At 42.5% G+C, this 12,988-nt stretch carries 12 protein-coding genes; 2 read left to right on the top strand and 10 right to left on the bottom strand.

The features are described from left to right. Positions 1-2,611 (bottom strand): DNRLRE domain-containing protein (locus tag BT147_RS08690; RefSeq protein ID WP_143187958.1); only part of this gene is annotated, 2,611 nt, incomplete at its 3' end. A 481-nt stretch (positions 2,612-3,092) separates the two neighbouring features. Then, on the bottom strand, positions 3,093-3,422 hold the full coding sequence (locus BT147_RS08685; protein ID WP_072333734.1) for a hypothetical protein: 330 nt from the start codon (positions 3,420-3,422) through the stop codon (positions 3,093-3,095). 243 nt (positions 3,423-3,665) lie between these two features. Here BT147_RS08685 and BT147_RS08680 point away from each other — a divergent pair, with 243 nt between their 5' ends. Continuing rightward, on the top strand, positions 3,666-5,027 hold the full coding sequence (locus tag BT147_RS08680; RefSeq protein ID WP_072333731.1) for a helix-turn-helix domain-containing protein: 1,362 nt from the start codon (positions 3,666-3,668) through the stop codon (positions 5,025-5,027). Positions 5,028-5,263: 236 nt separating this feature from the next. Here the strand turns inward: BT147_RS08680 and BT147_RS08675 are convergent, their stop codons facing one another. The 8 genes from BT147_RS08675 to cymR form a co-directional block, all read right to left on the bottom strand. Then, the gene (locus BT147_RS08675) at positions 5,264-6,340 is read right to left on the bottom strand and encodes an AI-2E family transporter (protein ID WP_072333728.1); all 1,077 of its coding nucleotides are present in this window, start codon (positions 6,338-6,340) and stop codon (positions 5,264-5,266) included. 102 nt (positions 6,341-6,442) lie between these two features. Continuing rightward, positions 6,443-6,673, bottom strand: a complete 231-nt coding sequence (locus BT147_RS08670; RefSeq protein WP_072333725.1) for a hypothetical protein — start codon at positions 6,671-6,673, stop codon at positions 6,443-6,445. Between the two features lie 30 nt (positions 6,674-6,703). Further along, positions 6,704-6,913: a YrzR-like zinc ribbon domain gene (locus BT147_RS08665; protein ID WP_072333758.1), complete on the bottom strand. Its 210-nt coding sequence runs from the start codon at positions 6,911-6,913 to the stop codon at positions 6,704-6,706. Between the two features lie 25 nt (positions 6,914-6,938). Next, a complete protein-coding gene (locus tag BT147_RS08660; RefSeq protein ID WP_072333722.1) occupies positions 6,939-7,424 on the bottom strand; it encodes a PRC-barrel domain-containing protein in 486 nt (161 codons plus the stop codon). A gap of 88 nt (positions 7,425-7,512) precedes the next feature. After that, positions 7,513-9,768, bottom strand: a complete 2,256-nt coding sequence (recD2, locus tag BT147_RS08655) for an SF1B family DNA helicase RecD2 (RefSeq protein ID WP_072333719.1) — start codon at positions 9,766-9,768, stop codon at positions 7,513-7,515. 2 nt (positions 9,769-9,770) lie between these two features. Continuing rightward, on the bottom strand, positions 9,771-10,265 hold the full coding sequence (locus tag BT147_RS08650) for a hypothetical protein (protein ID WP_072333716.1): 495 nt from the start codon (positions 10,263-10,265) through the stop codon (positions 9,771-9,773). Between the two features lie 32 nt (positions 10,266-10,297). After that, positions 10,298-11,443, bottom strand: coding sequence for a cysteine desulfurase family protein (locus BT147_RS08645; RefSeq protein ID WP_072333713.1), 1,146 nt, complete (start codon positions 11,441-11,443; stop codon positions 10,298-10,300). Between the two features lie 15 nt (positions 11,444-11,458). Next, positions 11,459-11,878: a cysteine metabolism transcriptional regulator CymR gene (gene cymR / locus BT147_RS08640; RefSeq protein ID WP_072333710.1), complete on the bottom strand. Its 420-nt coding sequence runs from the start codon at positions 11,876-11,878 to the stop codon at positions 11,459-11,461. Between the two features lie 301 nt (positions 11,879-12,179). On the opposite strand from cymR, the gene BT147_RS15500 reads away from it, so the two are divergent. Further along, a partial coding sequence (locus tag BT147_RS15500; protein WP_502688561.1) for an alpha-helical endospore appendage domain-containing protein occupies positions 12,180-12,988 on the top strand: 809 nt, incomplete at its 3' end.

The following is a 12,988-nucleotide window of genomic DNA, read 5'->3' as shown; positions in this document are numbered from 1 at the left end:
ATAGGTAATGAGCATTATAGGTAGCATGTTTGCTTCCCACGCTATCTCGTTGCCAGCTCCACAGACTAAAGTCTGCGTCCACTACCTTTGCTGTGTTCGGAATGGAAGAGAGATCAAATTTATAGAGGGAGCGGGTATTGCCAAAGGTAGCACTGTTATTTCCGACAGATGCCCATGGATTCCCTTTTTCGTCTAAGTAATTAAAGCTTGTATTCTTATGCTCACTCGAGATGGTAGTGTCAATAGCATTTTGTAAGACTTGAATCGCCATACCCGACTTAGGCAATCTTACGAGTTGGGTTGTAGAAGGGACAACGGTACCGTCTACTGTTTTCACCGCAATTTGATAGAAATAGGCTCGTCCAAACGGATCACTGCTATAGGCAGGGGTTGGTGTTGCAGTAGTGTCCGTAAAGGTGAGTGTATTCTGGTTCGGAATCGGTGCAACCAGCGTACTCTCATCTGGTGTAAAGCTCTGATTGGTACTTCGGTGGATCTGATACTCTACAAAGTCGGTTCGGATATACTTTGTCCATTTCAACTCTGCACCGTTGGCGTAGATTTTAGTTGGCTCCGCCAAGAGTACAGACGGTTTTCCATACACGACTTTTAGTTTCGGTCGAATCGCATTTTCATCAAAGTTTTGACTCGCGGTATACCGTATGCCGCCTACTTTTTTCGATTCATCCTTGGCTTTAATGAGAACTCCATAGTTTTCTTGGCTCCCATCGACCCATGATTGAACGAGGTCGCGCGCGGTGTAATCATGCCAGCGGTTATTTACGTTAGCTGATTTATCCACTTCGGCTACCTTAGTAAAACGGATAGCATCCGCAATGACGGCTCCATCTACTTTTTTACTGGAATCGTAGTTAGAAAGCGTAATACTATGGCTATCCCCAGTGGCAAATCGAAATTGTCCCAGCCATTGATAACCGGTATTCGCTGTCCGCTGGTTCATATAAACTTTGGATGTTCCTCCATTGTGAGTAATGCTATATGGAGCAGAAGTAGCGCGATCGGATGCTTTTACATTGGATGCGGCAACGTTGTACGTTCCGCTTTCATTTAGATAGGGCTTCCATGTAAAGGTATTCGTCGCACTCTTATCATTTGGCTGTGCCGCATGATAACTACCATTCACGCCGCCCGATACATTGGAAGACAGGTTCCATGTACCGTTCTTCGTAATACCTGTGCTATCTGTATTGTCTATTACATAGGTACTTGCTTCCACGTCGGATCGGAAGGTTCCACCGGGCGTTTTCCATGCCTCCCCTTTTTTCGCTTCCTTCCAAGTGGCCTCGGCTGGATTCCAGTCTTGCAGGACTCGGTGGAGGCTAAACGTTACATCGTGATCGGTATCCTTACAACCTGTACAAAAGTTTTGATCATAGTACATCTGTACCTGTGCGAAGTCTACTTTGCTTCCTGCTGGGATAACAGAAGTATCAAACTTTACAAGAGAGCGTGAAGTTTGTGACGAATCTGCGCCTACGGATAGTCTCCAGTTATCATTATAATTCGTGGTAGGAGAAGAACTATTAATCATGGTATCTTTACTGTTTTGGGCTCCATTACCCGGAGTTGGCTGAATCTCGATCGTTGGATCGATGGTTAGTGGCATCACCCTTTTTTCATCGTTCAGCCATTCTTTATTAGCAGTCACGCGTAAAATGTTTTTACCATCTACTTGAATAATCTCTTGCTTCACATCATGGCTCCACGAATAGCCATAAGGAGAATCTTCCTCTTTCTTGCTATCGTACATAAATGGCTTCGGAATCTTAAAAACCCCAACATCACCTTTATCTACAAATAATACTGATCCATCTGATTGTAACTTTGGCTCTAAATCGCCTGTTTCAAGGATAAAGTCGAATATGTTACTCTCTGGCTTCTCATTTAACACTATTCTTTCTTTTACTTTGCTATTTTCCGTCTGATACTCGATTTTACTCTTATTCAAAATATCCGGAAATGAGATGATGTTTCCTTTTACGGTTGGGGAAACCTTTGATCTATCTGGAGCTTTTAGTCCCATTGAGATAGCATGCTTTCCACTCGTAATCTTAACTAATTCGTTAGCTCGATCACTAAAATGTGTTTTAAATTCATTCTTTTCGTTACTGTACACATATCCCTTTTGCTTCGTTTTCGAGATATCGTTCTGGATATCTTGTAATTTTCCATCTGAGTCACGGTAGTGGACGGGGTCTGAACTAATCTCGGCTTCAATTCGCCCATCTGAAAGCTCGTAGAATTTAGCATTAATTTTCCGTTGTTCGACTAGTTCCTTCACCCTCTTAGGGTCGTCCACCTTTTTTCCTTTAGGAATCGTCTCCTTCACAGGAAGACTTTGTTTATTCTCCGTTAGTTCCTTGCTTCCGTTACTCTTCTCTGTTGCTAGTGTCCACCCGTCTGTCATCTTATTCCATGAATCTTTTACACTCATGTAAACAGATAAAAAACCCCACTCAGCGGCTTTATATGTCGTATTAGCAAAATCAGCCGCATGTGTGGAAGTAGGGAATGCTGTTCCGAAGAATATGAAAAAAGATAGAACCATTAACAACATTCTACGGAGAAACATTCGTTTCTTCTTTCTCACCTTAAAAACCCTCCATTTTTTAGATTAATATAGATTTTTTATAATACAATAGAAATATATTTCATTTGTTCACAATTAGTCAATAAAAAAAGTGAAGGGAAACGATTTCCCTTATGAATTGGAATCATCTAGGGTGGGTAAAGACTCAAGGAAGCAGAGGGGGCAGCGGAGGGCGGATACATTTGGATAAATCCTTCTCCCGCATGAACAACGAGAACAGTCATCTTGTTTCCCTCGACTAAAGATGGCATTAGGTAAATTAAATTCAAATCCACAATCCTGAACGACTCTGATATTGTGTATATCTCGGTTCGGCTGAACCGTTGCATACACAGTACACAAGGGAATGAGCCCCCTTGGAAACTTGTTCATTTTCTTTTACCTACCTTACTGATAAAATGAGAAAAATACATAGGAGGAGCCTACATTTATCTACCTCCCACATATTTGAGCATTACCTTAGTGTTGGTGTATTGCAGTTTTACTTAGGCCATGTGGCGTGGCCTTTTTTGTTTGCAAAGATGTCATAACTCTTGCCTGACACGATCCGTGTATGCTTGTCCATCTGGACACACATTACATCTAACAAAGGAATCTTGATCGTATCCCCATCAAGTGTAACCATTTCGAGAGTTTGAACCCTATCTTGTAGGCTATACTGAATCTCACACTTGGTACAGGATGTAACTTTTCCATCCTTGATTTGATAGCCGTTCTCTTGTTGCTGTAATGCTACATGAGACCTTTGTTCTAGCTCATAGAGAAATGATCTGATCTGCATACTTAAACCCTCTACTTGCAATTTCAACATACGTTCACCCCCTCATTTCAAACAGTGATAATCGAGCTTAAGCAAATTATAAGATAGAAAATGAAAAAAACTGAGTTTACAGGAAAATATAAACAAACAGACCGTATTATCCTTATTCCCCTATCTATGTTCTCATTTTTCAGTTATAGGGCACTTCCGTTCATTTCAATAAATAAACAATTTGTTCTTTTCAGTATTCAGTTATAGAATGGGTCTAGTAAACAAAGTAGGAGGTAAAAATGGATGGCTCTTTATTTAGAGGATGATACCATTCGGTATGTGCTTAGGAAGAGGCGAATCAAAGAGTTAAAGAAGAGTATGGGCGATTTAAGTGATGATCACTTGATCTCAAAAGCGAGTATTAGCAATCTAGAAAAAGCCAAAGGAAATATTAGACCTCGAGTCATGGAGGAATATCTAAAGAAGTTGAGAATGACAGAAGACGAAGTGGTTGAGCAAGCTCAAAAAGTACGGGAAGAACTCGAGGAGTACTATGACCATTTAACAGCCATCGAGTACATCATTGATCGAGGTGATCCAGCTACTGCTCTGGAACAATTGGAACAGTTCCAACTTGAAGAATACCATCCCTCCATCCCCTACATCCTCTTCCTACAAGGTCGCATTTGCTACGAAGCAAAAGACTACAGAAGAGCCAGAGAAAAGTTTCTGCATGCGATTGACCTTTGTACTAAGAAATACACGCACAATCCATTTGATAATATTATCGCGGCTTGTTACCGGGAGCTGGCTGGTTGTAGCTATAATGAGAATCATCTCGAGCAAGCTCTCACGTATGTAGAGCTAGGCTTACAACATTACGATGAAACAAAAGAGAGAAAGGGACTTAAGTATCATCTACTGGGGAATAAAGTGATGTATTTATTAAAGTCCTCTCAATATGAGCAAGCTTCCCGATTGCTAGACCGAATTTGGGTTGAAGTGGAAGGTGTAGATAATCGTTTTGGCGACGCGCCTTTATTTAACCTCTATAAATATCGTGCTATCACCCTACGAGATTCAAATATGTATGAAGACGCCTATCAATGTTGTAAACAAGGGTTACAGATTGCACGAAACCGTTCAGATGGGAGAATTAGTCACTATCTCGACTTTCTTATCATCTCAGGTAGTATCCATCTGAAACAACAAGAGTGGAAAAAAGCATTTAATCGCTTTCAGCTAGCCCTCGATTCAGATAAAGGGATCCGATCCCCTCGCAGACACGTCGATGCCCACACTTACTTAGGAATTTTGTTTAATTCAAAAAAAGATTGGGAGCAATCACTCTACCATCTAGATAAAGCCATCCAGATTGAGCAAGAAAATCCAGACCCCTTCCGGCTATCAAAAGCTCTTATTGTAAAAGGACATTTCCACTGGTTTCAAAATCAATTTCCCACAGCTCTTACCTACTACCAAGAAGCGGTCCATCTCTCCAGAAGATACGGATACAAGCAACGGGAATATACAGCATTATTGAAATCAGCAAACTGTTTTGATAAAATGGGCGATAAGCTACAAAAATGTGATTGCCTTGAAGAAATGCACCGACTTCAAAATGAGCTTTTCATAATAAGCGAGGTGGAAATCTATGAAGCTTAACCTATATAACTCCCCTTTCATTATGATGGGCGACGACGATGATAATGAAAGATGAAATGTGATTTTATTAGCTCAACTAAATTACTTCTCGCATACAAACAACAAAAATAAACCCATCATCTTATGGTGAACACAGCTCTAAAGAGCCTTATTCACCATAAGATGATGGGTTTCACTTTCCTTCTATTCTTTATCCAAACCATGCGCGCCCCGGAAAGCCCCGTCTCCTTCACCACCTACTCCGTCTTCCGCTGAATATAATGCTCCAACACATGCTCAATCACCACTTTCCCCACAGCAAACACTGGCACCGCCAAAATAAGCCCGATTAATCCACCCAGCTCATCCCCCACGATTAAAGCGAAAATAATCATAATCGGATGAAGATGAAGCGACCTACCCACTATCTGCGGCGAAATCACATTTCCTTCTAGCATTTGAATCACCATATTCACCACAACCACTCCCACCATCATCTTGGGAGAAAAGGCCAACGCCACCAAAAGAGCGGGGATCGCACCTAAAAACGGTCCTAGATAAGGAATGATATTAAACAAAGAAACAAAACTAGCTAACAACAACGCATACGGCATTCCGATAATCAGATATCCGATATAAGCCAAAATCCCGATGACCATACAAACCAGAAACTGCCCCCGGATATAGTTCCCCAGTGCCTGATCAATATTTTGAAACAAACGAACCATCTCCGAGCGACGATTTCGAGGCAGCCACCTCAGCACCCGGTTCTCAATCTGATGCACATCCTTCATCATATAAAAAGCAATAAACGGAATCACAAACGCGAGAAATACTTGATTAATCGTCGTACCGATCCCATTCATAAACTTTGCAACCACATCTCCTAAGCCCGATTCCAAATGCCGTAATGAATCTTCAACCCCCGTTTGAATGGAAAGAGGTAACCACTCACGTCCTTGATCACTGTACTCCTTAATCATTTGCTGGATCTGTGCATTCCACTGCGGAAAGTGTTCAATCAACTCTTTTAACTGGTGTTGAATCAGCGGAACCATATTCATAATCAAGATTACGACACACGTAATAAATACACAGTAGATAAGCAAAACAGCAATGGAGCGAGGAACCTTACGAACAGCTAATACATTTACGATCGGATTAAGCAAGTAAGAGATAATCATCGCTAGGAAAAAAGGAATAAAAATAGTGCCTAAGAAATCAGCAACCACCCCTAAAATAGGGCGTATTTGAAATAAGAAATAGAGTATCGCTAGGATTAGCAATGTAAATACCGTACGATACAATCCTTTAGATTCCGACCAACGGTTCATCGTCCACCTCCTTCATCTGCTTGTCTCTTACTACTTAAGATACGTCAATTTGACCAATTTATAACAAGAAAAACTAGCCCCCTTGATCGAGGAGGCTAGTTTTTACCTTGCCGCACGAAGTTGTCGGATCAATTGTTTGATCATGACCTTTAAAAATGTCATTCCCATAAATATATTTCGTTTCATCATACGCATGAGCCGAGATCGCAGGGACCCAAAATCGACATTCATCGTAAAATGCAACGCACGCGGCATACGGCCGGTTCGAAATACGTAATAAACAGCGTAAGCAATTACGCCACCGACTAACATAGAAGTTACGCGACGATTCACGATTCTCCCTCCTCTGGCTATAAATTAGAGTTAGGCGAAATTTTGCTTTTCTGGCAATGAATCATCATCAAGAAACAAATCGTTTAACGAAGTAAGGGAACCGTCTTCTTCCACTTGATAAACGTGTACAATTCGATCATTTTCGAGTACCAACTCAATATAGCAGTGCCAACAATAAAGTTGATTTGTTCCCACTCGACCTAGATCGTGAGAATTGCAATTAGGACATCGAAGTAACATAGGGTTTCCATCCTTATCATCTACCTCAGGTCGAATCTGCACAGGTTGCCAGCACCTTCATCTGCTTCCAGATATACGGCCTGTCTGGGATTACCTTTTTTCGTCCATGCAGTAAATCATTCCACCATCCGTCAGAAAGTTCATACCCTATTATCGTCCCCATATTTTCCAGAAAATAGACATTCATCACTTCTCCAAGTTGCAATCCGTCTGTCGTTTCGATTGGCCGTCCACGAAGCGGATTCATCCCCGTTACGACTCCCGTCCATCCCAGTATCGGTGCTTGTTTCGAGAATTTTTCTTCACAATGTACCCTTACCGTTTCGAAACCAAGCTCCACTATACACTCGATCGGAATATATCTTCGGAAGCGTAACCAGCCTCCTCGTTCTAACAGTAAGCCTGCTAACACCTGCTCACTGTTAAATAACAAGTCTGTGACAATCCCCAGTACTTTGTTTGTTTCTTGATGAATTACCGTTGCGCCAAGAATCTCTTGTGATTTCCGCAAAAGGAATAGCCCTCCTCCCGCTGTTCTTAGTATGGTTTTTCACTCTGTAGAAATACCATCAACAAAAGGGAAGGAAGTGATTTCCAATTCACCAATCTTCACTAATGATTTCACTGAGTCGACTATTACGGTCATCGCTGTGTTCTTTTGTAATCCCGTAAGAGAATGCCGCCTTTTCTCCACAAACAATCAAGTATGATTTAGCGCGAGTAATTCCGGTATAAATCAGGTTTCGAGCGAGCATTCTACGATATGTATGAAGGACGGGCAAGATCACAATGGCAAACTCTGATCCTTGCGACTTATGGATGGAACAAGCATAGCCGAGTGTAAGCTGTCCTAGCTGACTCCGCTTATAAGGAACTTCTAGCTTCTCGTAGGAAACATACAGAACAGGCTCATCGCTACTCGCTTCCTCTTCCACTCCCGTTACGATGCCCATATCTCCGTTATACACAGGGAATTCGGGATGATTAGAAGTTTGTAATACCTTATCTCCCATACGAAAGAGCGTATCTCCCCACGAGACTTCTTTTTTTAATGAGCTCTTCGGATTAATTAATTGCTGAATTTCTTGATTCATCCGATCCACACCCGCTGGTCCCTTATAGATAGGACATAAAATTTGCACGTCAAATAAGGTGTATCCTTTTTGGATCGCATTCTCGTACGTTTGTAATACAACTTGAACCGCTTGATCTCGATTACAAGGGAAAAAGCGTCTATCCGGCTTCTTTTCCATCAAATCTTCTGGAGTATCGCCTTTTCGCACTTGGTGAGCAAGTTGAATAATCGAAGAATCGCTTGCTTGCCGAAAAATCTCATCCAGTTCGACCCGCGAAATCCGTCCTACTTCCAGAAGATGATGTAATACTTTGCCTGGACCTACAGAAGGGAGTTGATCACGATCCCCCACTAGAATCACCTGCATTCCTGGTGGTAAAGAACGAAATAGTTGATTCGCCAACCATATATCCAGCATAGAAGTTTCATCCACAATCAACAAAGAACCTTCGATCGGGTTCTCCGCATGATGCTCAAAAAACTCACCTTTCCAGCCCAATAATCGATGGATCGTCATTGCCGGAAGCCCTGTCGCTTCACTCATTCGCTTAGCCGCTCTACCTGTTGGAGCAACTAAGCGAATCGGATAAGGTTTGTCTGTACCTTTATAGGCCTCAGGATCTAGCGAGCATTCATGAAGCTTGCCAAACAGATGGCAAATCCCCCTAATAACAGTCGTCTTTCCTGTGCCAGGGCCACCGGTCAAAATCATGATAGAAGAACGTAGAGCCTGCATAATCGCTTCCCTTTGGCAATCTGCATAATGAATGTCGAACGCTTCCTCCACTTCCCCGAGTGCCTGATACATATCTTGAACCGCAAATTCCTTTTCCTGCACCTGCTCGAGCAACTGCTTCATCTTTAGAGCCAAGCCATACTCCGCATAAAATAAGGTAGGCAGGTAAACCCGTTCTTCCTCTAGTAACACACGCTTATTTCCTAATAGATCTGCATAACACTCATTCCGAACTTCTAAAGGAAACCATTCTTCTGTCTTACTCCCCAACAATTCTTTTACTTGCTCCCAAACTTCTTCCTTCGTGAGGTACACATGTCCGTGTGAATAGGAAGCTTCTTGTAATAGATACAAAATAGCCGCTCGAAGCCGCTCAGGGGCATCTTCTGCAATTCCTTGTTTTCGCGCTAACTCATCCGCACGACGAAAACCAATCCCCTCGATATCATCAATCAGGCGGTAAGGGTTCTCTTTAATCATTTCAAGAGTCTCATGCTTATACAACTGCACGATTTTTAAAGCCATAATCGCACCAAACCCTGATTCATAGAGAAAGACCAACGCTTGCTCCAAGATGCGATTTTCTCCTAATCCCTTGATAATCGTAGTCTTCTGCGTCTCATTTAATCCCTCAACTTGATCTAACTCTTTTGGATTCGTAAAAATCCGTTTTAAGGCATCCTCACCTAAATACTTCACAATCCGGATCGCTGTCTTCTTCCCGATTCCATGGAAGAGGTCACTTGATAAATACTTCACAACGGCTTCCTTGGAACGAGGAAACTCCTTTTCCAAGCGCTCGATAAAAAATTGCTCTCCAAATCGAGCATGAGTCCGCCATTCGCCGTAACAGGTGTACACCTCCCCTTCATGCGGACGCAAAAAGTTCCCAACAACCGTAACGGTTTTGGGACTCCCCTCACATGATGCTTCTATCACGTCCAGTAGAAAAACACCGTAGCTATTTTCTTCGTTATAAAATAGTTCCCGGACAAATGTACCGCGAACATAGGAGTCCATGGAAGGAAGCTGTTGCTCAGTCATATTCACAGTCCATCTTTCATCTCCTCTAAAACAGATGAAGTCGCACATGCAGCAGAACAATAAGACAATTGCTCTTGCTCAGGGTCCCAATGATCAGCGTCTTGAGGATCATACTCATACTCACAATAGAGACAACGTTTCATTTGGACCGCTTGATCCAGCCCTCCATCTAACCTTTTTAATTGATTAGAATCAAGCTGTAAAAATTGCTGAATATATCCGATTAACTCTGTCTTCGATTGAAAGAAAAGCGGGTCTTCTGTTACATACGTTTCAACATTCCACCAAGTCCAGCGCCCATCTGAGAGATGACAAATATAGTATTCACCTGCAACCAACTCAGAAGCCTGCTCCAAACGTTCAAATGATGAAAATCCGATTTCCGCCGCTAGATTGTCTGCCAGAGCCTCATCGATTTCGTGAAGAATTGACTTCCAATGGATATTATCCACATCATGTTCCCATTGTGCCATTCCATTTTCAAATCTCGCCGTCAACAGCCAATCTCTCCCTTTTCCTCTGTTATCTTCTATGTCTTAGAAAGCCTTTGAATCGTATCCCTTAGTATATCTACTACATACAAAATCTCTTTTATCGTATTCGATTGACCAAAACTAAAGCGGATCGCGGAGTCCACCCGCTCCTCTCCCACCTGTAGTGCCTCGATCACATGGGACTTGTGAATGGTTCCAGAAGTACACGCTGAGCCACTAGATACAGCAATTCCCGCAATATCTAGATTCATCAACAGAGTTTCCGAATCGATACCCGGAAAGCTCAAGTTTACAATATGGAGCAATGATTGTTCCCCATGTCCATTTTGCACAAAATCAATCTGTTTCACTTTTAAAGCACGAAACAACTCTCTTCGTAATTGCTTTAAATGTTCGCGATATCTCTCTCTTTCCTGTATCCGCAACGCTACTGCCTTAGCAAATCCTATAATTCCGGGCACATTTTCCGTACCAGCCCGCCTTCTGCGTTCTTGATATCCACCAAACATCTGGGGCATCATTTTCACTTTTTTGTGAACATAAAGCGCGCCTATCCCCTTTGGACCGCAAATTTTATGTGCAGAGATCGACATGAGATCGACCTGCAAATCGCTTACATCCATTTCTTCTAATCCTAGCGCCTGCACTGCATCCACATGAAAAAGAATTCCTCTCTCGCGAGCAAGCTCACCGATTTCACGAACGGGTTGCAACGTACCGATTTCATTATTTCCAAACATGATGGAGATAAGGGCGGTATCAGGGCGAATCGCATTTTGTATATCTTGAAGGTGTACAAGCCCAGAGCTATCTACTGGTACATACGTTATTTCAAATCCTAACTTCTCTAGGTATTCGCATGTATCTAAGATGGCATGGTGTTCAATCTGGCTCGTAATGAGATGTTTTTTGCCAGACGATCTTGCCTCTACCATAACGCCTCTCAAGGCCATATTATCTGCTTCTGTCCCGCCGCTCGTAAACACAATTTCACTCGGGTCAGTTGCATGAATGGAACGAGCAATCGTCTCTCTTGCCGCATCAATCGCGGCTCGTACATCACGCCCATACGTATGAATACTGGAAGGATTGCCAAAAGCATCTATCAGATAAGGGTCCATCGCTTCTTTTACTCTTGGATCAATTGGAGTTGTTGCTGCATGATCTAAATAAATTGACATACCGTCCACCTGTCTTTAGATATAAAACATGAAGTTTTCATTATTTCCCTCAGCTGAAAACTGAATGAGGTGTGCAAGCGTAGTGGAATCTAATTCACTCGCAATCGCATCGCGAATTCGTTTCCATAAATCCCGACGAGCCGGGTGGTCTTCATCCGTAAACTCTACAGGGCTAATAGGACCCTCTAGAACTCGAATCACCTCTCCGGCTGTAATCTCTTCTGGTGTTTTCGATAATTTATATCCCCCGTAGGCTCCACGAATACTTCTTACTAAACCTGCATTTCGCAGTGGAGCTACAAGTTGCTCTAGATAATGTTCAGATAAATCATGTCTCTCTGCAATTCTCTTTAAAGGAATGGGACCTTGCCCATAGTGTGTTGCTAAGTCCATCATAATCGTCAGGCCATATCGACCCTTGGTAGAAATTTTCAAATCAAACACCTCTTTCTTGACCCTGTAATCCTTATCCAACATAGACAGGCTTACAGGAAGCCATGGTTAGTTTATCATATTCTCCAATCTTTCTCCATTTGTACATGGATTATGAAACACATAGTTCCTGAATAGTGCAACTAGGCTAATTCTACCGTACAGCACACAAATACAAAAAGATTCATATAATATGTCTGAATATTTTTTAGTATGTAACGTCTATAGCTAGCGGTCAAGAGTGGAATATGGATTTTATATTATGCCATATTTACCCGAACCAGATAGAAAGGAGATAAGAACTATGTCTCAAGCTAATATCCCTAATATTTCACCTAATATACAAATTACTAGAGAAGATGCAGTAAATTTGCTACTATCATCGATTGCGTTAGAAGAACTAGGCCTCAGCCATATCATTAATGCTGAAGGAGAAAAGCTTCAATACGTTCTAGGCACTCTCCCTGGCGTATCAACAACCTTTCAACCCACCATTAGCGACTTACTTACGATCAATAGCAGCGTTCGCGACACGATTAATGTTATTGGTAAGAAAGAATGGATACTGAATGAGAAATTAGAAAATGTATTAAACACAGATGTTACGAGAGGACCAACGGGAGCCGCCGGCGCTACGGGAGCCACAGGACCATCAGGAGGACCTCCTGGACCAGTGGGTGCTACCGGACCTTCTGGACCTCCTGGACCAGCGGGATCCATTGGAGTCACTGGGGACACAGGACCTCAAGGACCGACAGGACCTCAAGGGCCTACGGGAACTTTTGTTACAGGTGATTTCTTATTTGTAGTTCAAGGAAACTCAGGTGCAAGCGGAAGTATTCCACTCGGTTTTGGTGATACAATAAACTTTATATCCAATGCATTAGAAATTACCGTAACCCCTGGTTCTGCCGTCGTGAATTTAGAAGTTCCCACTGGAGCATCAGGACCCATTGGAGAAATCGTTCAAGGTATCCTTGCAGACCTCGGTTTTACTGGAGCTATCGGAGGTACGGGAGCAACGGGGTCAACTGGAGCTACGGGGACTCAAGGAGACACGGGACCTCAAGGAGACACGGGACCTCAAGGAGACACAGGGCCTCAAGGAGACAC

This window comes from Thermoactinomyces sp. DSM 45891 (genome assembly GCF_900119485.1).
Classification (GTDB): Bacteria; Bacillota; Bacilli; order Thermoactinomycetales; family Thermoactinomycetaceae; genus Baia.
Note: the sequence above shows the minus strand (reverse complement) of the source record. Positions and strands in the feature narration are given on the sequence as shown.

Excerpts from the sequence above, each read along its gene's own strand:
- BT147_RS08665 (WP_072333758.1), bottom strand. The coding sequence starts at position 6,913 with ATGTTACTTCGATGTCCTAATTGCAATTCTCACGATCTAGGTCGAGTG.
- recD2 (WP_072333719.1), bottom strand. The coding sequence starts at position 9,768 with ATGACTGAGCAACAGCTTCCTTCCATGGACTCCTATGTTCGCGGTACA.
- BT147_RS08675 (WP_072333728.1), bottom strand. The coding sequence starts at position 6,340 with ATGAACCGTTGGTCGGAATCTAAAGGATTGTATCGTACGGTATTTACA.
- BT147_RS08685 (WP_072333734.1), bottom strand. The coding sequence starts at position 3,422 with ATGTTGAAATTGCAAGTAGAGGGTTTAAGTATGCAGATCAGATCATTT.
- BT147_RS08680 (WP_072333731.1), top strand. The coding sequence starts at position 3,666 with ATGGCTCTTTATTTAGAGGATGATACCATTCGGTATGTGCTTAGGAAG.
- BT147_RS08645 (WP_072333713.1), bottom strand. The coding sequence starts at position 11,443 with ATGTCAATTTATTTAGATCATGCAGCAACAACTCCAATTGATCCAAGA.